The 23,809-nt window shown below is 56.7% G+C and carries 22 protein-coding genes; 7 read left to right on the top strand and 15 right to left on the bottom strand.

Annotated features, from left to right (window positions below):
• The coding region (locus ACEQU8_RS11325; RefSeq protein WP_370263685.1) for a DUF4394 domain-containing protein at positions 1–1,398 on the top strand (1,398 nt) is incomplete at its 5' end.
• A gap of 43 nt (positions 1,399–1,441) precedes the next feature.
• Here ACEQU8_RS11325 and ACEQU8_RS11320 read toward each other — a convergent pair.
• The 3 genes from ACEQU8_RS11320 to ACEQU8_RS11310 all read right to left on the bottom strand — a co-directional run bounded on the left by ACEQU8_RS11320 (position 1,442) and on the right by ACEQU8_RS11310 (position 3,897).
• The gene (locus ACEQU8_RS11320) at positions 1,442–2,164 is read right to left on the bottom strand and encodes an anti-sigma factor domain-containing protein (protein ID WP_370263684.1); all 723 of its coding nucleotides are present in this window, start codon (positions 2,162–2,164) and stop codon (positions 1,442–1,444) included.
• Positions 2,161–2,709 carry a sigma-70 family RNA polymerase sigma factor gene (locus ACEQU8_RS11315; protein WP_370263683.1) on the bottom strand — a complete coding sequence of 183 codons (549 nt, stop codon included), beginning with the start codon at positions 2,707–2,709 and terminating at the stop codon, positions 2,161–2,163. Before ACEQU8_RS11315 ends, ACEQU8_RS11320 begins: the two co-directional genes overlap by 4 nt.
• Before the next feature lie 69 nt (positions 2,710–2,778).
• Positions 2,779–3,897 (bottom strand): SMP-30/gluconolactonase/LRE family protein, encoded by a 1,119-nt coding sequence (locus ACEQU8_RS11310; RefSeq protein WP_370263682.1) that lies wholly within the window; start codon positions 3,895–3,897, stop codon positions 2,779–2,781.
• A gap of 82 nt (positions 3,898–3,979) precedes the next feature.
• On the opposite strand from ACEQU8_RS11310, the gene ACEQU8_RS11305 reads away from it, so the two are divergent.
• Genes ACEQU8_RS11305 through ACEQU8_RS11295 form a run of 3 tightly spaced genes read left to right on the top strand, consistent with a single transcriptional unit; the run spans position 3,980 to position 7,050 of the window.
• Complete coding sequence (locus ACEQU8_RS11305; protein ID WP_370263681.1) at positions 3,980–5,209, top strand: acyl-CoA dehydrogenase family protein; 1,230 nt, start codon at positions 3,980–3,982, stop codon at positions 5,207–5,209.
• The gene (locus tag ACEQU8_RS11300; RefSeq protein ID WP_370263680.1) at positions 5,206–6,282 is read left to right on the top strand and encodes a phosphotransferase family protein; all 1,077 of its coding nucleotides are present in this window, start codon (positions 5,206–5,208) and stop codon (positions 6,280–6,282) included. The genes ACEQU8_RS11305 and ACEQU8_RS11300 overlap by 4 nt, the downstream gene beginning before the upstream one ends.
• A 3-nt stretch (positions 6,283–6,285) precedes the next feature.
• Entirely contained in the window at positions 6,286–7,050 is a 765-nt protein-coding gene (locus ACEQU8_RS11295) for a histidine phosphatase family protein (protein ID WP_370263677.1), read from the top strand.
• Positions 7,051–7,062: 12 nt separating this feature from the next.
• Here ACEQU8_RS11295 and ACEQU8_RS11290 read toward each other — a convergent pair whose 3' ends face one another.
• From ACEQU8_RS11290 to ACEQU8_RS11260, 7 genes are all read right to left on the bottom strand, one after another.
• Entirely contained in the window at positions 7,063–7,428 is a 366-nt protein-coding gene (locus tag ACEQU8_RS11290; protein WP_370263676.1) for a copper-binding protein, read from the bottom strand.
• Positions 7,429–7,448: 20 nt separating this feature from the next.
• Entirely contained in the window at positions 7,449–7,979 is a 531-nt protein-coding gene (locus tag ACEQU8_RS11285) for a plastocyanin/azurin family copper-binding protein (protein ID WP_370263674.1), read from the bottom strand.
• Positions 7,980–7,996: 17 nt separating this feature from the next.
• Positions 7,997–9,409, bottom strand: coding sequence for a multicopper oxidase family protein (locus ACEQU8_RS11280; protein ID WP_370263673.1), 1,413 nt, complete (start codon positions 9,407–9,409; stop codon positions 7,997–7,999).
• A gap of 29 nt (positions 9,410–9,438) precedes the next feature.
• Positions 9,439–10,863: a TolC family protein gene (locus ACEQU8_RS11275; protein ID WP_370263672.1), complete on the bottom strand. Its 1,425-nt coding sequence runs from the start codon at positions 10,861–10,863 to the stop codon at positions 9,439–9,441.
• On the bottom strand, positions 10,860–11,159 hold the full coding sequence (locus tag ACEQU8_RS11270; protein WP_370263670.1) for a hypothetical protein: 300 nt from the start codon (positions 11,157–11,159) through the stop codon (positions 10,860–10,862). The genes ACEQU8_RS11275 and ACEQU8_RS11270 overlap by 4 nt, the downstream gene beginning before the upstream one ends.
• Before the next feature lie 72 nt (positions 11,160–11,231).
• Complete coding sequence (locus tag ACEQU8_RS11265; RefSeq protein ID WP_370263669.1) at positions 11,232–11,597, bottom strand: hypothetical protein; 366 nt, start codon at positions 11,595–11,597, stop codon at positions 11,232–11,234.
• Positions 11,598–11,716: 119 nt separating this feature from the next.
• Positions 11,717–12,670 carry a metal-dependent hydrolase gene (locus tag ACEQU8_RS11260; protein ID WP_370263668.1) on the bottom strand — a complete coding sequence of 318 codons (954 nt, stop codon included), beginning with the start codon at positions 12,668–12,670 and terminating at the stop codon, positions 11,717–11,719.
• A gap of 61 nt (positions 12,671–12,731) precedes the next feature.
• On the opposite strand from ACEQU8_RS11260, the gene ACEQU8_RS11255 reads away from it, so the two are divergent.
• Positions 12,732–14,237 (top strand): hypothetical protein, encoded by a 1,506-nt coding sequence (locus tag ACEQU8_RS11255; protein ID WP_370263667.1) that lies wholly within the window; start codon positions 12,732–12,734, stop codon positions 14,235–14,237.
• A 53-nt stretch (positions 14,238–14,290) separates the two neighbouring features.
• Here the strand turns inward: ACEQU8_RS11255 and ACEQU8_RS11250 are convergent, their stop codons facing one another.
• The 3 genes from ACEQU8_RS11250 to ACEQU8_RS11240 are packed head-to-tail and all read right to left on the bottom strand — an operon-like array spanning position 14,291 to position 20,156.
• Positions 14,291–15,742, bottom strand: coding sequence for an efflux transporter outer membrane subunit (locus tag ACEQU8_RS11250; RefSeq protein ID WP_370263665.1), 1,452 nt, complete (start codon positions 15,740–15,742; stop codon positions 14,291–14,293).
• Between the two features lie 10 nt (positions 15,743–15,752).
• Positions 15,753–18,893 carry an efflux RND transporter permease subunit gene (locus ACEQU8_RS11245; protein WP_370263663.1) on the bottom strand — a complete coding sequence of 1,047 codons (3,141 nt, stop codon included), beginning with the start codon at positions 18,891–18,893 and terminating at the stop codon, positions 15,753–15,755.
• A gap of 12 nt (positions 18,894–18,905) precedes the next feature.
• Positions 18,906–20,156: an efflux RND transporter periplasmic adaptor subunit gene (locus ACEQU8_RS11240; protein ID WP_370263662.1), complete on the bottom strand. Its 1,251-nt coding sequence runs from the start codon at positions 20,154–20,156 to the stop codon at positions 18,906–18,908.
• A 149-nt stretch (positions 20,157–20,305) separates the two neighbouring features.
• On the opposite strand from ACEQU8_RS11240, the gene ACEQU8_RS11235 reads away from it, so the two are divergent.
• Positions 20,306–20,908, top strand: a complete 603-nt coding sequence (locus ACEQU8_RS11235; RefSeq protein WP_370263660.1) for a TetR family transcriptional regulator — start codon at positions 20,306–20,308, stop codon at positions 20,906–20,908.
• Here the strand turns inward: ACEQU8_RS11235 and ACEQU8_RS11230 are convergent.
• Positions 20,905–21,594 carry an SDR family NAD(P)-dependent oxidoreductase gene (locus ACEQU8_RS11230; protein ID WP_370263659.1) on the bottom strand — a complete coding sequence of 230 codons (690 nt, stop codon included), beginning with the start codon at positions 21,592–21,594 and terminating at the stop codon, positions 20,905–20,907. The genes ACEQU8_RS11235 and ACEQU8_RS11230 overlap by 4 nt on opposite strands.
• Positions 21,595–21,743: 149 nt before the next feature.
• Here ACEQU8_RS11230 and ACEQU8_RS11225 point away from each other — a divergent pair, with 149 nt between their 5' ends.
• Positions 21,744–22,376 carry a hypothetical protein gene (locus ACEQU8_RS11225; RefSeq protein WP_370263658.1) on the top strand — a complete coding sequence of 211 codons (633 nt, stop codon included), beginning with the start codon at positions 21,744–21,746 and terminating at the stop codon, positions 22,374–22,376.
• Here ACEQU8_RS11225 and ACEQU8_RS11220 read toward each other — a convergent pair.
• Complete coding sequence (locus tag ACEQU8_RS11220) at positions 22,373–23,800, bottom strand: ATP-binding protein (protein ID WP_370263656.1); 1,428 nt, start codon at positions 23,798–23,800, stop codon at positions 22,373–22,375. The genes ACEQU8_RS11225 and ACEQU8_RS11220 overlap by 4 nt on opposite strands.
• Between the last annotated feature and the right edge of the window lie 9 nt (positions 23,801–23,809).

Raw genomic sequence — 23,809 nt, 5'->3', positions numbered from 1 at the left:
ACAGCCGTGGCCACGCTGACCGCGGCAGTAGGTTCGATGTACACCAGCATCGACGGCGCGGCCACATCCTTTGGGGTGGACTTCAACCCGGCCGCCGATGCATTGCGTGTCATCAGCAACACCGGGCAAAACCTGCGCATTGTGATGAACGCCGGCGGGGGCAATGTGCTGGGCTCGACCTTTTTGGACGGCAACCTGGCTCGAACTGACGCATCTGCAACGCCATTTGCCGACACAGCGACCGCCTACACCAATTCCTTTGATGGCACCACCAGCACCCGAATGTTCAACCTGGACATCACCAATGGAAATTTGATTCAACAAACCAACCCCAATGGTGGTGCAACCGCGGTGGCAGCTCCTTTGTTTGGATCGGCCACAGCCATCACTGGCACCACTGGGTTTGACATTGACGCCAGCAACAACCGGGGGTTTGCCCTGCTCACCGTGGGCAGCTCCACCATCTTTTACTCCATCGCCATCCCCGACTCCACGGCCACCTTGCCTGTTGCTGGGCCTGCGGCCACTGCAGTGGGCGCCATCAATATTCAAGGCGTGGTGGGCATGACCTTGGCCCTAGAAACCGCCCCACAAGCCGTGGCATTGGATGGCGACACAGCGGGCAGCCAGCGGCTGCTCCGATTTGGCATACGCACACCCAACACGGCCACAGCGTCCACCATCACGGGCTTGCCCAGTGGCGAGCGCTTGTTGTCGATTGACTTCCGGCCCAGCAATGGTCGCTTGTACGGTCTAAGCAACGCGGGGAAAATTTTTACCATCAACCCTGACACTGGCGCAGCCACTTTGGGCTCCACGCTGAGTGTGGCCACCGAAATTGTCAACGGCGTGGCCGCGGGTAAAAACTACGCCATCGACTTCAACCCAGTGGCCGATGCGTTGCGAATTGTCAGTTCGGGCGATGGTGACAATGTGTCCAAGAACTACCGTGTGCCTGGTGCCAACCTAGAGAGCACAGGCGCCACAACCACAGACACAGATTTGACCCTGAGCGGATCAGGCACGGGTTTTGGCATTGCACAAATTGCATACACCAACAGTTTTGCCAACCCGCAGCCCACATCCACCCGCATGTTCAATATCGATGCAGACAACAACCGTTTGTTGCAGCAAAACCCACCCAACAACGGCACACAAACCGTGATTGGTTCAACAGGCCAAACCTTCAACGATTATGGTGGTTTTGACGTGTCTGGCGGTGACAACGGCATGCGCTTAATTGCCGGGCGGAGCGGCACCACAGGCGCCTTCAGTTTGTTCAACATCGATTTGAGCACTGGCGCGGTGAGTGCAGCCGCTGTTGCAAGCGGCACCAACGAGATTGGCAGCGGCAGTGTGGTCAGCACGGATGTCCGTGCCCTTTCAGTTCGATTCTAAAATTTGTAGTCTTAAAAAGCCCAGTCTTTTAGCTGGGCTTTTTTTATTTTGCCAAAGCCACCGCACTGCCAATAAACATCACAGGCCCCGAAGGACGGTTTCCATAAGGCGAGCCTTGCTCAGGTTCAAGCGTGACCTCAAACAACTGCTGGTCCACCAACTTGTGCAACACGTCGGCTGGCAATTCCAGGGGCTCGCCCAACTTGACAAAACCCAGGGATGTGGGGGTGGCATCGCCCGGCGCCTTGGTCCAAAACTGCAAGGATTTGCCCATGGCGCTTGGGTCGCCCTCAATGGGCAAACCGCCAATTTGGTACACACGCAGCATCCCTTTGGGGCGGGCTTCCACCAGCCACTCGCTGGATTTATCGGGGCTTTTCATCACTGCCACGTAGCGTGGACCCGCCTGCTCGGTGGCGGCTTGCTGCCCCACCTGCATGGCCAACACCAACACCGCTGCACTGGCGGCCACGGCCCAACCTTTCCACAACCATGCCCAGGTACCTTGGCTGCTTGAATGGTTAGGCGGCGGGCTTTGGCGATCCAGAGACTGGCTTACCCGCTGCCACACCGTGGGGCTAACTGGCTGTTGCTCCAACTTGCGGGACATGGCAGCAAAATGCTCGGTCCACTGACGCACCTCGGCCGCCAGCTCGGGGTCTTGGGCCATGCGACGTTCAAATTCTTGGCGCTCGGCGTCTGACATCACGCCGAGCACATATTCGCCAGCCTCGACCACCTTGGCGTCTGCTTGCGACTCGGTCATGACAAACACTCCTTCAATTTCAGCAACCCTCGGCGTATCCACGACTTCACACTGCCCAAGGGTGATTCCAGTTTGCTCGCAATTTGCTCGTGCGTATAGCCATCCACAAACGCCAGCACAATGGCATTTCGTTTGGTGTCATCCAGTTTGGCCAAACATGCACTTAATTTTTGGGCGTCTTGCGCCAATTCAAGATTGTCCCGCCCGGGCAGGTCGGGCACTTCATGTTCCTCAGAAGACACCTCCAGCGATTTTTTTCGCACCGCATTCAACGCCTGGTTGCGCACCACGGTGTACACCCACCCGCGGGCAGAACCCAAGGCCGGGGAGTATAACCTGGACCGGTTCCACACCTTGAGCATGGCGTCGTGAAGTACTTCTTCAGCCAATTCACGGCGCTTCACAATGCGGTAGGCCACTGAAAACAGCCATCGGCTGTCTCGCGCATAAATGGCCTGCAATGCAAACTTTTCGCCCCGGGCACAAGCCAACAGGGCGGCCTCGTAATCAAAGTCACTGGGGTCCGGTTGAAGTGGTTCGTTCACGTATTTACTACGCCAAAGGCGGCCTGCTGGATGCAAAACCTCACCCGCCGTTGGATGAGGGCCAAAACATTATTTCGCCAATGGATTGGGGGCCACAGCCAGGCCAGTGATGTGCACCGACCCCATCAACAACTGATCGCCCCATGGCGTTACCTGAGTAATGTAGTAATAGTAACCGCCCGCCTTGGGCGCCTGCAAATTGGCCGCCACATTTCCTTCCGCATTAAAAGCCAAAGCCATGGCGTGGGGCTTTACGGGGAATTCAATATGCTGCAGAAGCGTGGCCAAACCATTGCGCACTGCGGGGTACGTTGCAAGTTTGTCCACCAACGGATCGCGCAGCGAGGGCATGGCAACCCAATAATGCCCATCGGCCCCCCGTCGAATGTTGTCTGGAAAACCAGGTAAATTTTGGACAAACGATTCGGCCTGCCCAGCGCGTTCGCCTTTTAACCAATAACGGGTAATGCGGTATGCCGCAGTTTCGTTGACTAGCACATAGCGCCCATCGTGAGACAACACCACGCCATTGGCAAATTGCAAACCGTGCAACAAGGTGGTGGTTTGGCCAGTCTCAAAATCGTATTGCAACAAGCGACCGTTGCCTGCATGTTCCAAAATGTCCAGCGTGTAGTGGCTTAAACCAAACTTGCTGGATGCATCAGAAAAGTAGGCGTAGCGCCCATCGGCGCTCACATCCACATCGTCTACAAATGCAAAGGGCAATCCTTCAGATGCTGTACTAAGAACAGCCACTTCACCCTGCAAGCTTAATTTAAGCAAACCGCGCACGCCATCGGCCACCACCAGGTAGCCATCGGGATGAAACACCAGACCCAATGGTCGCCCACCGGTGTTGCCCACCCGCTTCATGGGTAACTGCTGCGCTGCTTGCGGCACGGCCAGGGCCTCACGTTCAACGCGAACCACGTCGCCATTGCTTAAGCCCGTGTAGGCGGCTCCATCGGGACCAATAGCAAACGATTCGGCATGCAACACATTGGCCCTGCCATGCACGGTGGCATCGCCAAGCAAGGCGTTGCGCGCGTATGGCCCATCGTCCATCCCAGGGGCCGCGGGCGCTTGCCAAGCCACCGCCTGGATGGGCGAGGGCAGCAAAAACAGCAGCAACACCAAGGCAATCACGAGCAAAAGCAAGGCCGCAAACACGTTGACCAAAACACGCATGCTGTTGAGCCTCCAGTTTTTGATTTAGCATGCATCATATCGGAGGACAACACCCCGAACACAAACAACAAGGAGACACGGTGTGAATTTTGAGCCCAGCGCAAAAGCCAAAGACTTTGTGAAACGCGTGCGCGATTTTATGCGCACTGAAATCGCCCCCTTGGAAGCGGCCTACTGGGACAAAATTGAAGCCCAATGCAATGGCCGTGAATGGGTCAACTGGCGCATTCCACCTGAAATGGAAGCCCTCAAATCCAAAGCCCGCGAGGCCGGACTGTGGAATATGTTTTTGCCCGACGAAAAACTGGGCGCAGGCTTGAGCACCATGGAATACGCATTGGTGGCCGAAGAAACGGGCCGCAGCCTGATGGCCCCTGAGGTGTTTAACTGCAACGCACCAGACACCGGCAACATGGAAGTGCTGTGGAAATACGGCAGCGACGCACAAAAAAAAGAATGGCTAGAGCCTCTGCTCGCCGGTGAAATACGATCGGTCTTTTGCATGACCGAACCCGATGTGGCCAGCAGCGATGCCACCAACATGCAGGCCACTGCCACACTGGACGGTGAGGAAGTGGTGATCAACGGCACCAAGTGGTGGAGCAGTGGCATTGGCGACCCGCGCGCCAAAATCGCCATTGTGATGGCGCGCACCAACAACCCGGACCTGGATCGCCACCACCAACACACCATGGTGCTGGTGCCGCTCAATACCCCAGGGGTGACCATCAAACGCATGCTGCCCGTGTTTGGCACCTATGACGAGCCGCACGGCCATGGCGAGGTGGAATTCAACAACGTGCGGGTACCTGCGAGCAATGTGATTGCCGGGCTGGGCAAGGGCTTTGAAATTGCACAGGGCCGACTGGGACCAGGGCGCATTCACCACTGCATGCGCTGCATTGGCGCTGCAGAAGAATCGCTGGACCTCATGATCAAACGCGGAATGGGCCGCGTGGCCTTTGGCAAGCCGATCATCAACCTGGGCGGCAACCGCGAACGGGTGGCAGAAGCCCGTGTGGCCATCGACCAAGCCCGCCTGCTCACCCTATACGCCGCCTGGAAATTGGACCAATTGGGCGCACTGGGTGCCATGACCGAAATTGCGGCCATCAAAGTGGTGGCCCCTAATGTGCTGGAGCAAGTGGTGGACATGGCCATACAAATGCACGGGGGCGCTGGTGTTAGCCGCGACACGCCCCTGTCTGGCTTTTACATTCAAGCGCGCAGTTTGCGCCTGGCCGATGGACCGGATGAAGTGCACAAAGGTTTGATTGCCCGCATTGAATTGATGAAGCGGGGTTTTAAATGAGCGCAAGCCAAAGCGTGATTGATCAAGGTGGAGCGGTTCGACCCGGCGAAGAATTGAATGTTGGAGCCGTCACCGGATGGCTTCGCACGCAAGGTGTCGAGGTGGACGATACGGTGGAGGTGACTCAATTTTCAGGCGGTGCTTCCAACTGGACCTATCGCCTGAAATACCCGCAAGCTGACCTCATTTTGCGCCGCCCACCCAAGGGCACCAAGGCCAAAGGGGCGCACGACATGGGGCGCGAACACCGCATCCAATCCATGCTAAAACCGATTTACCCCGGTGTACCGACCATGGTGGGTCACTGCAGCGACGAATCATTGATTGGCAGCGAATTCTATGTGATGCATCGCATTGAGGGGATCATTCTGCGCAAACACATGCCCCGAGGGCTGGCTCTGGATGCGCGGCAAACCCGAACCTTGTGTACCAACGTCTGGAACAAGCTTATAGAGCTCCACCAAGTGGACATCCACAGCAGCGGCTTGGAGGCTTTAAGCAAGGGCGAGGGCTACACCCGCCGCCAGTTGGATGGCTGGAGCCAGCGCTTCGACAAGGCCCGCACATGGAATGTCAGCTCCTTCAAAAAGGTGCGCCGATGGCTCAACGCGCACTGCCCCGGAGATGTGAAGCTTTGCATGATCCACAACGATTGGCGGCTTGATAACGTGGTGCTAAACCCCAACATGCCCACCGAGGTGATCGGCGTGCTGGACTGGGAGTTGGCCACGGTGGGCGACCCCTTGATGGACCTTGGCAGCGCACTGGCCTATTGGGTGCAGGCAGACGACAATTTTTTGATGAAAATGCTGCAACGCCAGCCATCAAGCCTGCCGGGCATGATGACCCGCCGTGAAATTGTTGAGCATTACTTAAAAAGCACTGGCTTGAGCACCAACAACTGGGCTTTCTATGAGGTGTTTGGCCTGTTTCGCCTGGCCGTGATTGCCCAGCAAATTTATTACCGATACCACCACAAACAGACCCGAAACCCGGCGTTTAAAAATTTTTGGATTATGGTGAATTACTTTGACTGGCGCTGCAAACAACTCATCAAACAATCGGGGGTGTGAGGCATGGCAGTGATCTACCTAATACGACACGGGCAGGCGAGCTTTGACAGCGCCAATTACGATGAGTTATCTCCCTTGGGCCACACCCAAGCCGCCCAGTTGGGCGCATGGTTCAAGGCCAGAAAAATTCGCCTTCATGGTTTGTTCAGCGGCACCATGAAACGGCACCGGCAAACGGCACAGGCTTTCACCAGCAGCTACGGCATCAACCTGGACCCCGTGGAGCATGAGGGCTTGAACGAGTATGACCATGAAGCCATCTTGCAGGCCTTCGTTGGTCAATACAGCGACCCCGACGTGTTTGACAAAGAAGTGATGCAAAACGCTGATCCGCGCCGTGCCTTCCAATTGATGTTTGAACAGGCCATGGCCCGATGGGTGGCCGGAAAACACGACGCTGACTACCCAGAGAGTTGGCCTGCCTTTAAAACCCGAACCATGGCGGGCCTGGGCACCGTGTGCGCTCAAGCCATGCAACTGAAACAGGCCAGCGGCAAAGCCAATGTGGCGGTGTTTACATCGGGCGGCCCCATCAGCGTGATGGTGCAGCAGCTGCTGGGCATTGCAGACCCACAGGCTTTTGCCCTGAATTGGGTGATCACCAACTGCAGCGTGAGTAAAATTTTGGTGGGCGCGCAAGGGCCCAAGCTGGCCAGCTTCAATGAGCAAGCCCATTTTGAAGGGGAAATTGCTGGTGTTTTGCCAGAGCAAGCACAGGGCTTGGAGGCTTACGCCGCCAAGCCCAACGGCATGCTCTCTTACCGCTAAAGGCAAAGGCGTTTACTGGGCCTTTTGCAAGGTGGTGACGGTGTAGTTGGTGCCTTCTTGTTTCACATCAAACTTCACCTTGTCGCCTTCTTTCAAACCTTCCAGCATGGCTTTGTCTTCCACAGCAAACACCATGGTCATGGGGGGCATGGCTACGCTTTTGATTTCACCATGTTTCAAAGTGATTTTGCCAGTGGATTTGTTAATTTTGCGAACCTCGGCGTCGGCCAGTTCTGCACTCGCGGGTTTGGCGTCAGCAGCCTTAGCGCCGGCGGCGCCGTGGTCGTGCGAGTGGCCACCCGCGTGGTTGCCTGCAAAGGCCACCCCGCCGGTTAACAAAGCCAAGGTTGTAATGCTCAGTTGAATGGTTTTTTTCATGGTTTTACTCCTTACAAAACTTATTGAGCAGCCACGGTGATGTTGCCCACCATGCCTGCCTGGAAATGACCTGCAATCAGGCAGGCAAACTCAAACGTCCCTTCACGGTTGAAGGTCCACACAATTTCGCCCACCTCACCCGGATCCACGTGGGCCATGTAGGGTTCATCGTGTTCCATGCCGGGAAACTTCAACATCAACTCGGCGTGTTTGGCGTTTTCTTCGGGAGTACCAATCACAAACTCGTGTAACAGTACGCCGGTATTTTTCACCCGAAATCGAATGGTTTCACCTTGCTTAACACGCAATGAGGCAGGCTGAAAGCGCATGTCATCGCCCATGGTGACGTCTACAGTTCTGACCACGTCTGCCGCATCGCCGGCAATGCCCCAGAGGGTTTGTTCTTTGACCACCGGCCCCGCGTCATCGGCTTTGCTGCCGTGTGGCTTGCTGCCATGCGCCAGCACCGAGGCGCTGGTGAATAAAGCAAACGAGACCGCTGCAAGCAAGAGCAAACCCGCTTTAAGCATCATGGTGTATCCATTGCTCATTTTTAATGCTCCTTGTATTAATGCCCAGCGTGGCCGGTCGGTTTACGCACCTGCAACTCGATGGTGGCCTGCCCCTTCTGGGTAGACGCCATGCTCGGCTGCCCAGCGTGGCTGCTGCGGGTTGGCTTGCCCAGCTCGCCAGTGAACTCATAGGCCACAGTACCCGGGGGGTGCTTGAACCAGCCCGGGTCTGAATAATCCCCGGGCTTTTGGTCTTTGCGCACCTTGAGCATGCTGAACATACCGCCCATCTCCACTGAGCCAAACGGTCCATCGCCAGTCATCATGGGCACGGTGTTGTCGGGCAGAGGCATCTGCATTTCAGCCATGTCTGCCATGCCACGCTCGCCCATCACCATGTAGTCTGGGATCAGGTTGGTGATCTTTTTGGTCATGCCCCGGTGGTCCACGCCAATCATGGTGGGCACATCGTGGCCCATGGCGTTCATGGTGTGGTGGCTCTTGTGGCAATGGAAAGCCCAATCACCCTCCTCGTTGGCGATGAACTCCATCTGCCGCATTTGCCCCACCGCAATATCTACAGTGACTTCTGGCCAGCGGCTCCCTTTGGGCGTAGGGCCGCCATCTGTACCTGTCACCTCAAACTCGTGCCCGTGAATGTGTATGGGGTGGTTGGTCATCGTGAGGTTGCCCACACGTATGCGCACGCGGTCGTTTTTGCGGGCCACCAGGGGGGAGATGCCCGGAAACAAGCGACTGTTCCATGTCCACAAGTTGAAATCGAGCATGGTCATGATTTTGGGTGTGTAAGCGCCTGGATCAATGTCGTAGGCATTGAGCAAGAAGCAATAGTCGCGATCCACTTCGCTGATCAAAGGGTGTTTGTTCTTGGGGTGAGTTACCCAGAACCCCATCATGCCCATGGCCATTTGCACCATTTCGTCGGCGTGCGGATGGTACATAAACGTACCAGGCCGCTTGGCCTCAAACTCGTACACAAAGGTTTTGCCCGATGGAATGGCCGGCTGGTTCAGCCCCGCCACGCCGTCCATGCCATTGGGCAGACGCTGGCCGTGCCAGTGGATGCTGGTGTGCTCGGGCAGTTTGTTGGTCACAAAGATGCGCACCCGGTCGCCTTCAACCACCTCAATGGTGGGGCCGGGGCTTTGGCCGTTGTAACCCCACAGGTGGGCCACCATGCCGGGGGCCATTTCACGCACCACGGGTTCGGCCACCAAGTGAAACTCTTTCACCCCCTTGTTCATGCGCCAAGGCAGGGTCCAACTGTTCAAGGTCACCACTGGGTTGTAGGGGCGGCCTGTGTTGGGCACCAGCGGAGGCATGGTCTCTGCGGAAGTTTGAATCACAGGCTCCGGCAGGGCGGCCATGGCCACCTTGCTCACACTGGCTGCAGCCACAGCGCCGCCTGTGAGCGCAGCAGCCTTAAAAAATTCTCGTCTGGAAGTCATATTTAAAATCCTTTTGTTTGTGCCACGCATCAGTGGCCCGCGCCTGCATCGCCACCTGCAGCAGGTGACGAACCACTCACAGCCACCACCACAGGCTTGCCCACCACGGTGGACTGCAGGGCGGCATCGGCTCGCCAGAATTCCGCTTGGGCATCGATGGCTTTCAGCACTGTGTTCACCTGGTCCCGACTGTCGGCCATCAACTCAAACACACCGATGAACATGCCGTTGTAACGCAGCAGGTTTTCATCAGCGATGGTTTGCTTTAACGGAAGAATTTCATCGCGATAATGGCGTGCAATGTCGTAAGTGGTGCGGTAGGCCGAGTAGCTCTCGCGCAGGGTCGACTGTGCATTGCGCAAGGTGGATTCCAGCCGGTTGGCGGCTGCCAGCGTTCTGGCATTCAAGGCGTCGCGCTTTAAGCCACCCCAATCAAAAATGGGCAGGGCCAGTTCCAGCTCCCAACCTTTTTTGTTGTTGCGTTCACCGGTGTCATTTTCAAAAATGGTGTCATAGCGCACCCCGGCTTCTACGTCCAAAAAGCTTGCCACATTGCCCAAACCTTGGGCTTTGGCACTGCTTTCAAACCCCAGCCGGGCCATGCGAATGTCCAGCCGGTTTTCAGCCTGTTTGGCCACATCGCCAGGTGCTTTGGGGCTTTGCGGCAAATCGGGCAAACGCTCCGGCAACTTCAGTGCAGCCGCCTGCTCGGTGTTCAAGCCCAGCATGCGAACCAAGGCCTCGCGGGTGGCGGTGGCTTTGTGCCGGCTCGCGGCCAGGTTTAAGGCTGCATCGGCATAAAAACTTTGCTGGCGGACTCGCTGCAAACGCGTAAAGTTGCCCACCTCTTGCATACGGCGAGCCAGTTCGGCGCTGGTTTGGGCGCTTTCAAACACCTGCTGCGCATAGTGCAAAGCCTGCTGAGCGGCCACGGCATCCACCCAGGCCTGGCGCACCTGCGTCACTTGTTCGACCACACTGCTGGTCAATTGCAACTGCGCCCGATCCACCTCGCGTTGGGCAATGCCTTGCCTGGCTGGCAGGGTGAGTAAATCCAGCAAACCAAAACTCAACAATCGACCCAACTCAAGCTCATCTTTGATGCGAACCCGTTCAAAGGCAAACACCGGGTTGTGCACGCGCCCAATTTGGGCAGCCTGTGTAGCGGAAGCCCAGTTCTCGGCCAGCACCGTTTGAAACTGCGGGCTGTAGGTCAACATCAGGTCCACCGCGGCTTGCTGGGTCAACGGGGACTTCAAAATATCGTCAGCCTTGGCCTGCATGGCCTGGCGTTGCTCATCGGTCTGGATTAGCGTGGCTTGGCTTTGCTTAAAACCCGCCAGCGATTGGTTGCTGGTGTTCAGCGATTCGTCAATGTTCACCGTGGCGCAACCGCTGAGCACCACCAAAGCAAGCGCCAAAGCTGTTTTTTTAAGGCGTGGTTGAATCATCATGGCTTGCCCCCCGCGTGGTGGTGGGGCGCATCTTGGGCATGCCCTTTGCCCCCATCGGCTGGTGGACTTTGCTCTGTGGCACCTGTCTCATAAGGCTCGCGGGCGTAGACGCGCCAACCACCAATGTCACCAACGGTGTCGTTTACTTTGGGCCAGTTTTGCAACTCGGGCTCGGAATAGGCCTGGTAAGTCTCGAACACCGAACTATACCCAAGCACATTTTCAGCGCTGGCCATGGCCGATAAAGGCATGGTCAATGCCATCAACGGCAATGCTTTCAAGGATTTGAACTTCATGAGTCCCCTCAATGGTTGAACAGAACGAACAGGCCCCGCATGACCATGCATGCGATGCCTGTTGGCGATTGATCAAACAGAGAGTGACTTGGGGGGTCGCTCCAAGCGACGCGAATCAGCGGAGTGGGGGGGAGTTTGAGCCATGGCGAGCACGGGGCCGTTTGGCAAAGGCTCGTTGATTTTGGTCAAGGTGTTGGGAACCACCACGGCTGCACACGAAGGCGCGCAGTGGCAGCACCCATGCATGGCTTTGACGATGGGTGAAGAATCGTCGCTTGACGGCTCGCCGTGTGCGTGATGCTCGGTGTGGGCGTGATGCTCTTGCCCTGCCTCACCATGCTGGTGGTGCTCGGTAAACGAAGCCTTGCCGGAGTCTTGAAGATGGCAAGCAAACATGCTGGCCTGCGCCATGCCCTGAATAGGCAGCGCGACCAGCATGAAGCACATCAACAGGAATCGGACAATTTTTCGCATAGTTGGCACGTTATCAGCCCTATTAAGACAGCGCAAGCTGGGGAAAGTTCCAATCCATGCTGCCTTCGGCTTATAAGCTGCCTTTACGCTGCAGCCCTCATTTTGGCTTGAATGGCGCTGGCCGCCATGGCCGCTGGGGACTGCTTGAGGTAATCCTGCGCGAGCTGGGTGGACCCCTCCTTGGAAGGGTCATACCAGGGGCTAAAGTAGGGCAATTGCTGAGCCACCAACCACAGCGGGTTGGGCAACAATTGTTTGCGCGATGCCTTGAACCACTGTACCCACACCCAAGGTTTGTACACGGCGGGCTTTTTGGATGCAAAGCGGGGGTCTTGGCCCGCAATGTGAGCCGCACCATCCACCCACAGGCCGATGATCATGGGCACCACCACCGCCGCCAAATAGTAGCGGGACAGGTAATCTCCCCCCAAGTGCTTGTACAGATCGAAGGCCACGCAGCGGTGCTCTACTTCTTCTGCCCCGTGCCAACGAATCAGATCCAGCAGTACCTCATCGGCATTCAGTTCATCCCATTTGCGGTTCTGTAATGCGTACATGCCCAACACACAGGTCATGTGCTCAATGGTGGCGACCAAGCCCAAACGCAACAACAGCCAGCGCTTTTCCATCCAGACCGGCATTTTTCGCCCGAAGGGTTGATCATCCAGCACCACCTCGAACAACCATTTCATCAATCGCTGGTTGCGCTCGGTTTTGATGCCCCGCGCGGCCAGATATTCTTCAATGGCCGAGCTGTGCCCACGGGCATGCATGGCCTCTTGCTTGATAAAACCGCGCACATCTTCCCGCAGCTTGGGGTCGGTCACCAGTGGCAAGGCCTTGTTGTAGAGGCGGCAAAACCAAAACTCTCCAGCGGGCAAAATCAAGTTGATTTCGTTGATGAAATAACTCGCATAGGGCTCGTTGGGAATCCAGTCCAGGGGCGTGTTCGACCAATCGAATTTCACATTGCGCTGTTTGAGTGGCACATCGGTGTTGGATGCGGGGCGCTGGGCTGCTTTATTAACGCTTTTCACGTGGAGTCTCCGAGGGCGGATTGATCGACATTCAGGTTTTCACTGAATGTTACATTGAACAATGTCAACATTCCAGTGGCCACATTATTCAATTCGCAACCGTGACCCCGGCCTGCCACGCACGGGCTACGAACTACTTCAACAAGTTATCCACTCAAAGACTAGAATCACTTTAAATGACGAGCATTGGAACATGTGTGTTGAAACGTGCAGACCATCTGCCCACTCAGGCCATATCAAACCCAATCAAACCGAACCTAAAAAAGTCACTCTACCGACGCCACCCGCGGCAAACGCCGATGAAGCAGATTGGTTAAATTACGCCTTCAGGGTTGCCGAAGCCCATGGCCTTCCGGGGCATTTGGTGGTGGCGTTAATCGAAAGCAAAGGGCCAGCGAATTTCAGCGGTTGTGAACCGGCTTTGGACGGTTCGGGTGGCAAACTTTACGGTCCAATGCTAGTGCACAGCGGTTTACTTGAAGACGGGCAGTGGGCCGCCCCAGGGCAACATGGTCTAGTCGATGATAATGGCGAGCCACTTAACGAAGATGATCTTCTCAACAACCCGGCCATGGGTATTCGGGCGGGGGTCCAGCATTTGAGGCAATTAGTCGATCATTACGATGGCGATCTACAAAAAGCGGTCAACCACTATGAAACAGGCGACCCAGAGAACCCTGATCACGCCTTGGGCAATATTAGCGACGATTGCGAGGCGACAGGCTACCAAGATAGTGAACAAACACATCATCTAGAAGAGCATCACGGCAGCGGCGGCTCCCATGGTGGCGACGATCAACCAGAGGAGCGAAGTAACTTCAGCGAAACGGAACAAGAACCCCAAAACCATGTTGCTGCCTGTGAAAGCAATGTAGGTCAACATCCACCATTTTTCGGATACTCAGCCGGCGGGCCCATGACCGGCGAGATTCCGGCTGGCAAGGGCAGCAGCCACCACTACGACCATGTGGGTAAACATGGGCATGGTTTCCTTTTGGATGCCGATGCGCACAACTCAGCTTTCAGCAAAGCGTTCGGCAAACCTCCCGAGGAAGTCATTACTTACGTCACCAAAATACTAGAAGGAATCGGCGCCTACAACAAAGGGCAAAACACAGAACAAAAAACCATCGGCGCGTACTTGGCTGCCAACCTGGTCTTGAAAATCGCCATGATGCCACCTGGTCAATTTGGCAACGAAACGGAGGCAGGCCTCACCTATGGGCAGCTTAAACTGATGGCCATGAACAATGATGCAGACGGTATTCGCAACTTGCTAAAACGCGAAGGTGGGCTGGACTTTGGCTTGACCGACACCGAACTCACCAAAATTTGGGGCACCAACGAACACAACAACTTACACGCCATATTGTTCGGGAATCGCGACCTCGCCAATGCAGTGCACATGACTTCCTTGAATGACAACGACGGCCACGAGAAAGACGGTATGAATCCAGGGAGATCTGGAGGCTACAACAACAAAGGCGAATACCCTCAGTGGGGATGGTTTGAGGGCTTGCACAAGGTTACGGGTTGGTTCCCAAATTTATTGGGGGGAAAACCATAAGCCGTCCACGAGCTTGTATTCCGGGCTTGCCTTTTTGGGCAAGCCCCCAAGCATCAATCGATGCTGGCCACTTTGGTGGCATCAAACCCACCACCCAAGGCACGAATCATTGCCAGGCTCGCCCCTTGCTGGCTTTGCCAAGCCGAGGCCCAGCTTAGCTGCGCTGCCAACAAGTTGCGCTGGGCGTCCAGCAGTTCCAGTTGGTTGGACACACCGTTGTCCACCCGCAATTGGGCCAGGCGCACCACCTCTTGCAAGGTTTGTACTTGCTTTTGGCGAGCTTCCAACCGTTCGCGGGCCTCGCGCTGGGCCACGATGGCGTCGTACACCTCTTGAAAGGCCGTGCGCACGCTGGCTTCGTATTGCAGCACCGCCTGATTGCGGCGTGCCACTGCCGCATCGCGCTCGTCAAACAGTCGACCAGCCTGGAAAATTGGCTGCGTAATTTGCGCCTGGAAATTCCAGATCTTCGCAGGCCCGGTAAACAAATTATCCAGCATCGCACTCTCGCGGCCTGCAAATCCACTCAAGGAAATCGACGGGAAAAACGCTTTGCGTGCGGCCTCCAGATTAGCCTCACCCGCCAGCAATTGTTGCTCAGCAGCAGCCAGGTCAGGCCGGCGCAACAGCAGTTCCGAGGGGGTGTCGGCCGGCAATATGAACAGTTTGGTGAGCTGCAGTTGATCAACCGCCAGGGCTGGGGCTTCTGGCGGATTACCGCCCACAATCACTGCCAAGGCATTTTGCGCCCGGGCCAGGGCCTCGCGCGTGTCTGGCAACTGGGCCCGCACCGATTCATACTCCGCCTCGGTTTGGCGAAGCTGCAATTCATTGCTCAGGCCCACGTCGTAGCGTTGTTTGGCCAAGGCATAGGCGGCCTCGCGGCTCACCAGGGTTTGCTCCAACACCTTCACTTGCAAGCCAAGCACACGCACCTGCGTATACAGGCTGGCTGCAGTGGCCGCCACACTCAAGCGAGCGCCACGCAAGTTGTAGCCTTGCTGCATAAAACCGGCACGGGCAGCATCAGTGAGGTCACCCACGCGACCCCACAGATCAAGCTCCCAACTGGCGCCTGCGCCCAGGCGGGTGCTTTCGTACACATTTTGGCCACCAAACACCGGCACATTGCCCGCTTGCGTTGGGCGGTTTCTGCCGCTCGTCATTTGCCCAAACACAGAGGGCCAGCGCTGCGATTTGGCAATGCCCAGTTGCGCGCCTGCCTCATTCAAGCGCTCATTGGCCAGCCGCACATCGGTGTTGTTTTTTAAGGCCATTTCGATGGTGGCGCTCAGGGCTGGGTCGTTCAGCAACAGCCACCAAGCCTCGTCTTTGACCTGGCTCATGTCCACGCCACGGGTGTTCTCGGGGGCCTGCACCGCCACGCGGGCGGCATCGGGCTGGGGCACAAAGCGGTCCAGCAGCGGGATTTGCGAGGCGCAACCTGTGAGCGCGAGACACAACACGCTGACCGAGGCCAATCGTTTGGGGAGGGAGCGGCTCATGGTGGCCCCCTTAGTGGTTTTTGTTGGATGAATCATATGCTTCCTCTTCATCGCCATGGTGTCTGCCTCCAGTTTTGCTGCGGTCAATCAACCGATAAAACAGAGGCACAAAGAAAATCGCCAACAGAGTGGCCGCGGTCATGCCACCCATTACGCCGGTGCCCACCGCCGTGCGAGCACCTGCGCCTGCACCGCTTGAAAACGCCAGCGGAACCACCCCGAGAATAAACGCAAACGAGGTCATCAAGATGGGACGGAAGCGCAAACGTGCCGCCTCAAGCGAGGCCTCCAAAGCCCCCATGCCCTCCTCGCGCTTGAGCACGGCAAACTCCACAATCAAAATCGCGTTTTTGGCCGCCAAGCCCAACAAGGTCACCAAGCCAATCTGGAAATACACGTCATTGGTCATGTCGCGCATCCACACTGCCAGCAAGGCACCAAACAAGCCAAAAGGCATGGCCAGCAACACCGAGAAGGGAAGGGTCCATTTTTCATACTGCGCTGCCAGAATCAAAAACACCATCAAAGCCCCCAGCACCAAGGCGAAGCTTGATGACCCGGCAGAGCGTTTTTCCTGGAAAGAGGCCCCCGAAAACTCGTAACTAAAGTCGTCTGGCAACACTTGGGCGGCAATGTCTTCAATGGCAGCAATGGCCTCGCCTGAGCTAATGCCCGGCGCACCGCTGCCCAACAACTTCACGGCAGGCAAGTTGTTGAAACGTTCCAGCGTCTCTGGCCCCTGAGAGTACTCCACTTTGGCCAGGGCCGAGATTGGAATCATCTGGCCCGAACTGGAACGCACATACATATTGCCAATGTCGGCGGGGCTTTTGCGGTATTGCGCATCGGCCGACATCAAGACCTGCCAGGTGCGCCCAAATTTGTTGAAATCGTTCACATAGTACGACCCCAAAGTGGCAGACAGGGTATCGAACACATCGTTCACATTCACCCCCATGGCACGCGCACGCTCACGGTCCACATCCACATACAGTTGGGGGGTGCCCGGGCGCCACAGCGTTTGCACACCAGCCAAGCGTGGGTCCTTGTTGGCCTTGGCCATGAACTCGTTCATCACTTTGGCCAGTTTGGCAGGTCCACCTTCGCCGCGGTTTTGAATGTAAAACTCAAAGCCCCCAGCATTGCCCAAGCCAAAAATGGGAGGGGGTGCAAAAGCCAAAACCAAGCCCTCTTGCACACCAGCGGTGCGGCCAAACAGTTCACCCACCAAATCCTGGGTCACGGCCTCGCGTTCATCCCAATGGCGCTGGGTGATGAACATGGTCGCAGCGCTGTTTTTAAAGCTGCCACCCAAAAAGTCAAAGCCTGTGAACGCCACCGAGTATTCGTTGGCCGGGTTGGCGGCCACGGCATCGACCACCTCAGCCACCACCTTGTCTGTGCGCTGCAGTGTGGCACCGTCGGGCAAAAACACAGCTGCAATAAAGTAGCCCTGGTCCTCATCGGGCACCAGCGAGCCCGGCGTGGCCTTGAACAAGCCCGCGGTCACAATCAGCATCACAGCAAACAAACCAAGGCCGATGGCTGGTCGCAGGCTGATGAACTTCACGCCGCTGACGTAACGCCCTGTAACGCGGCCAAACCAGTCGTTAAACCATGTAAAAAACTTGCCTGGCTTTTTGTGCTCGTGCTTGAGCAACAACACGCACAGCGAGGGTGTTAGCGTAAGCGCCACCACGCCAGAGACGATCACAGCAATCGAGATGGTGATGGCAAACTGGCGATACAACTCCCCGGTGAGCCCACCCAAAAATGCAATTGGAATAAACACCGCCGAGAGCACCAGCACAATGGCAATCACAGGCCCGGTGACCTCTTGCATGGCCTTGATGGCTGCCTTGCGGGCGCTCAAGCCCTCTTCGTGCATGATGCGTTCAACGTTTTCCAGCACCACAATGGCATCGTCCACCACAATGCCAATGGCCAACACCATGCCAAACAAGGTGAGCGTGTTGATGGAGTAACCCAGCACATACAGGCCTGCAAACGCACCCAGCAAAGACACCGGCACGGCCAAAATGGGGATGAGCGTTGCGCGCCAGTTTTGCAAAAACACGTACACCACGATGAACACCAAAATCATGGCCTCCACCAGGGTTTTAACCACCTCACGAATGGACACCTCAACAAACCTTGTGGTGTCGTAGGGGGTGGCGTAGTCCAGGCCTTCAGGAAAATCTTTGGCCAGTTCATCAACCGTGCTTTGCACCGCATCGGCCACAGCCAAGGCATTGGCCCCCGGTTGCAGAAACACGCCCACCAGGGTGGCAGGCTTGCCATTGATTCGCCCGATGAAGTCGTAATCTTTGGAGCCCAGTTCTACCCGAGCCACATCTTTCAAGCGCAGCGAAGACCCATCGGGATTGACCCGCAGCAAGATGCTCTCGAACTCCTCCACATTTTGCAGGCGACCCTGAGCGGTGATGGTGTAAACCAGTTCTTGCCCGTTGTTGTTGGGGGCCTGCCCCACTTTGCCCGCTGCAAACTGGGCGTTTTGCTCGTTGAGCGCTGCCACGATGTCGCGTGCAGTCAGCTTTAATTGCGCCATGCGGTCGGGCTTGATCCAGATGCGCATCGCGTAATCTTTGGCGCCAAAAATTTGCACATTGGTGGTACCGGGAATGCGCTTGATTCGATCCAGCACATTCAGGGTCACATAGTTGGAGGTGTAAAAGTCGTCAAACCGGCCGTCTTCCGAGTAAAAAGCCAGCACTTGCAAGAACGACGACGACCCCTTGTTCACCGTCACACCTTGCCGGCGAACCTCTTGCGGCAGAATGTTTTCAACCTGCTTCACACGGTTGTTCACGTTCAAGGCCGCTTGGTCGGGGTCGGTGCCTATTTCAAAGGTGACGGCAATTTCCACCACGCCGCTGGAGGCCGAGGTGGAGCTCATGTACATCATGTCTTCCACGCCATTGATGGCATTTTCAATGGGGGCAGCCACGGTGCTTTCAATCACCTGGGCCGATGCGCCGGGGTAAATCGCCCGCACCTGCACCACAGGTGGCGCTATTTCTGGGTACTGCGCAATCGGCAAGCCCCGCATGGCGGCCAGGCCAGCCAGCATAATAAATATGGACAGCACCGCAGCAAACACGGGCCTGTCGATAAAAAACTTTGAAAACATGTGCTGGCCCCCTTACTGCTTGGCCGCGGTTGTGGCTTGATCCGGCTTTGCAGCCGATGCTGCATCGCCCTCCAGCACGGGGGTGACGGGGGTGCCCGGTGGCGCTTTCATAAAACCATCGGTGATCACTTGGTCGCCAGCTTTTAAACCGTTGGTAATCAACCATTGGTCGCCGCTCCACTGCGCCACCTGTACAGGCCGGGGCGCCACCGTGCGCTCTGGGCTCACTGTCATCACAATTTTTCCGCCCGCAGGGTTTTCAAGCACAGCACGTTGGGGCACCAACACGGCCTGGTTTTGAACAGCGCCACTCACCCGCACACGCACAAATTGCCCCGGGCTGAGCACTTCCTTGTCGTTTTTAATCACCGCACGGGCATCCACAGTGCCGGTGCTTGGGTTCACGCGAACATCCTGAAACCCCAGCTTGGCCTGCAGGCCTGTGGGTTTGCCATCGGCACCCAGAACATCGACCAACAACTCGCCCTTGGGCATCGTTACGTCGCCGCTGGCCAAGCCTTTGCGAAGTTGTTCATGGTCTTTTTCGGGAATGCCAAAGTTCACATACACCTGGTCAATTTGCGTCACGGTGGTCAAAAGCTCGGAGGGGCCCGAGACCAAACTGCCTTCGGAATACAAAGACCGGCTGGCAAAGCCATTGACCGGCGACTCCACACGGGCATATTCCAAATTCAAACGCGCTTGGCGCACGGCTGCACTGGCCACCATGGCGTCGGCTTTGGCCACTTCAAAGGCCGACTGGGCGTTGTCCAACTCTTGCTGGGATACCGCTTTGCTTTGCACCAAAGGCTGAATGCGTTTAAAGTCGCGTTCGGCTTGCGCGGCGCGCACTTTGGCTGCATTTTCGTCGGCCAAGGCCTTGGCCAGTGCAGTTTGATAGGGTGCATCATCCAGGCGATAAAGGCTTTGACCTTTTTTTACCCGCCCACCTTCTTCAAACAAACGCTGCTCAATAATGCCTTGCACACGGGCGCGAATTTGTACCTCGCGAAACCCGGCCACCTGGGCGGGGTACTCAAACTCCAAAGGCAGGGCCTGGGGCTTAACCTCGACCACAGGCACGGGTGCGGCCTGCTGCTCGCCCGGTGCGCTCTGGGCCTGCGCGCTGCCTTGCTGGCCGCAGCCCAACAACAGCGCGCTTGAAAGCAGGGTAACCAGCACGGCAGGCCACAAGGTTGCGCCTGCAAAGCCGCGGGCGTATGGAGAAAGATTTTGTTTGATTTTCAAGGCGTTGGTGTGCATATTTGCCCCTGCTTGGGTTCGTGCTTGATGCGAATGAACTTGATTTACTGACCGAGAGGTCAGATAATACATACATGCACGAGTGTATGTAAACATTTTTTTAATTTTGTGACAGAACCACTGTGGTAAGAAAAACCAAAGAAGAGGCGTTGGAGACGCGCAACCTGATCCTGGACACGGCTGAGGCTGTTTTTTCAGAAAAGGGGGTGTCGCGCACCACGCTCAACGACATTGCCAAGGCAGCCAACCTCACGCGCGGCGCCATTTACTGGCATTTCAAAAACAAGGCGGACTTGTTTGACGCCATGCTGCAGCGGGTGATCTTGCCCATGGACGAATACATTGCCTCGCCCAAGCAAGATTTGGCCAACACGGCCCTGGCGCGCCTCCGGGACCGGGCCATGCACGTGGTGCGTACGCTGGCCAACGATTTGCGCACCCAGAGGGTGTTTGACATCGTGATGCACAAAACCGAGATGGTGGACGATATGCTACCCATTCGAGACCACCACCTTGAAGCCATCCAGGGCTGCATTCAAACCATCGAGAAAGATTTTGCCCAAGCTGTGGCCAAGGGCGAGCTGAGCGCAAACACCAACATACGCCAAGCGGCGGTGGGTTTACACGCCTTGATTGACGGGCTGTTTGCCAACTACGTGCTAAGCCCGGCTTTGTTTGACTTGATGACGCAGGCCGAATTTACCATCGACAATTACCTGGAAGGCCTGCGCCAGCGGGGACGCTCAAATTAAATGGTCACCCGCCCCACCACCGGGATACCCGCCCCATGAATGTCTCGGGCCAGGTCAGACAATAAAAATTCAATCACGCCAGCCAGTGACGCTGGAGCAACCCAATCTGCCGGGTCGGCATCGGGCATGCTCGCCCGGTTGGCCGGCGTGTCCAGAATGCTGGGCAGCACGGCATTGACCCGCACGCCGAATTGCTTGTTTTCTGCCGCCAAAGCCTCGGTGAGGCGCAGCACCGCCGACTTTGAAGCCGCATAGGCCCCCATGCCAGCGCCGGCTTTAATGGCTGCGGCCGCGCCCACGTTCACAATGGCCCCGCTTTGCTGGTCCTGGAATTGAGCAAGCACCGCCTGGCACATGTTGACTGTGGTTTGCACATTCATGGCGTACATCCTGTCCCAGGTTTCCAGGCTACTTTCGGCCTGGGGCTCCCACACAAAGCCGCCGGCCAGGTTCACCACGCCATCAATTTGGCCAAAGTATTCCCAAGCCTGGTTCACCACCTCTTGCGCATGCTCGGGCTGGGTTAAATCCACATTGCCGATGGACACGGCGTCGCTGTCACCCTCCCAATCGGGCTGATTCAAATCCACGAGCAGCAACCTGTAACCCGCCTGCCCCAAATGGCTTGCCACAGCCTGCCCCAACACCCCTGCAGCACCGGTCACGATGACCACTGGATTGCTCATTGCTTCACCTCGATTGCCATGTTGTTTGACGCGATTTTGACATAACCCTTTTGTGTGCCCCCTTTGTGGGCAACGCATTGGGGCAATCTTTTTTCGGCCCAAACAAGCCGATCTACATCACAGAACCTTGTAATTTACCGGAGCCTGTCATGTGGAATGGATTGTTTTTTGGGCTGGTCAGCTTGTTTACGCCACAATCGTCCCTGCCCGACACGGCCGTGGTTCGCGAAGAAGTGCAGTTGTTTGCCCAGCATTTCAATATCGACACACAGCGGGTCCATGTGCGCGAAACCACCATGAACAACCCCTCGCCATTCCTGACCAACAGCGGAATTAAAACCTGTGTGGTGCATGTGAACCACCATGCCGATGCCAAACGCGTTTGGTCACACTTTTTGAATGCCGGGCAGAACGACCTGGACTACGCTTTTCTTGCCTTCACCTCGGCGCACGAGTTGACCCATTGCATCATGTCTGAGCCCGGCAAACGAAGCAGTGCACGCAAGGCCCTGGAGCAGCATCTGGGATTGAGCTTCAAAAACAATGTGCACTTTGAAGAAACACTGGCCGATTTGGTAGGCCTGGCTTATGTGGCCAAAGTGGCACCCGAAGCGTTTGAGCCTGTGCTGCGCCGTGTGAAGTCCATTCGCACCGACTTTTCATCACGGGACCCCGAACACGACAGCGCCAGAGCCCTAAACTTGGAGGGTGTGGCCTTTGCCAACCACATGCTTGGCAAACGCGACACCACGATTGCCTTGGCCGAGACCAGCGCACGCTAATTTCCTCGAGGTTTTACGCCAGCGCCCGGCAGTTCAATGCGAAACACCATGCCACCCCCCGGGCGCGTGTGGGCAGAGATGCGCCCCTGGTGACGCTCTATGGCGCGCTTGGCAATGGCCAGGCCCAAACCATGACCAGATTTTTCCCCTTGCTTAAAAAATGGGGTGAATAATTTGTTCATGTGCTCTGGCGGAACTCCAGGACCTCGGTCCAAAATATCCACCTGCAAGCCGGCTGGCCCGCGCTGGGAACAGCTCACCTCCACCACGCCGCCAGCGGGGCTGTGCTTCAGCGCATTGCGGATCACATTGTCAAACGCCCTTTGCAGTACATCAGGCTCACAGGGCAGCCAGTGGGCGTCCATGGGGCACCCCCACTGCACCTGTTTGCCTTGTTGCTCGGCTTCAAACCGTGCATCGTCCACCACACCGGCCAACAGTTCCAACGCATTGTTAGCTTGAGCTGCGCCATCAAGCTCTTCTGACTCCAACCTTGACAGATTCAACAGTTCACCGATCAGCGAATCCAAACGCTCGGCCTCGGTTTCAATGCGAGACAAACTGGTCTCCAAATGGTCCGGGCGCTGACGCGCCAAACCCACCGCCAAATTCAAGCGGGCCAATGGGGAGCGCAATTCATGGGACACATCATGCAACAGGGCCTTTTGTTGTTGAATGCGCGACTCAATTTCTTTGGCCATTTGATCAAACCCGCTGAGCAGTTCGCCGATTTCGTCTTTGCGTTTGCCCCCTTTTGAAATTCGTACCCCCAAGCGCCCCTTGGCCGCCTCGCGGAAGGCATTTTTCAGTTTGTTCAATGGGCGACTGAATGTGTAAGCAAGCACCCCGGCAAACAGCAGGCTGGCCAGCAGAGCCGCCACCAACCCAGGGCCAGAAAAAGGGGGCAAAGGAGGCTCCAGGGCCTCGCGCTGTCGGCGCAACGCCGCACCCTGCGAGGCAGCTTCTGCATGGGGCTCAACCACATCTTCGGTGCTGGCGGGGGGTGGGGGCCGACGGTGCCTGGGAATGAACAACAGCCAACGCGATTCGTCTTGAGCATTCACCAACAACATGCCCGCCTCGGCTGGCCCGTCGCTGGTGAATACATCGGCCAGGCGCGGCGCGATGTTTTGTGGCACCTCGCGCCCGAGTAATTCTTGCCCGTCTTCCCGCACCGCAAACACCGGGATGGCCGTGCCTGTTCTGAGGCGATTGCGTTCCAGCAGGTCCTTCAGGGCATTGGGGCCTTTGCCTTCCAGCACGTTTTGCATGGTTTCCAGCAGGAACTGGGCACGTGGCCCCTCGGCCAGGTCTGTGCTGCCGGGCTTTTGACGCAGCACGTACAAGGCCGTGCCCGTGGCCAGCGCAGCCACCAGCAGACAAAGCCAAAAACCAAAAAAAAACTTCCAGAACAATTTGCCCATGGCAACGGC

Origin of the sequence: Limnobacter sp. (genome assembly GCF_964228395.1) — a bacterium.
Classification (GTDB): Bacteria; Pseudomonadota; Gammaproteobacteria; order Burkholderiales; family Burkholderiaceae_B; genus Limnobacter.
Note: the sequence above shows the minus strand (reverse complement) of the source record. Positions and strands in the feature narration are given on the sequence as shown.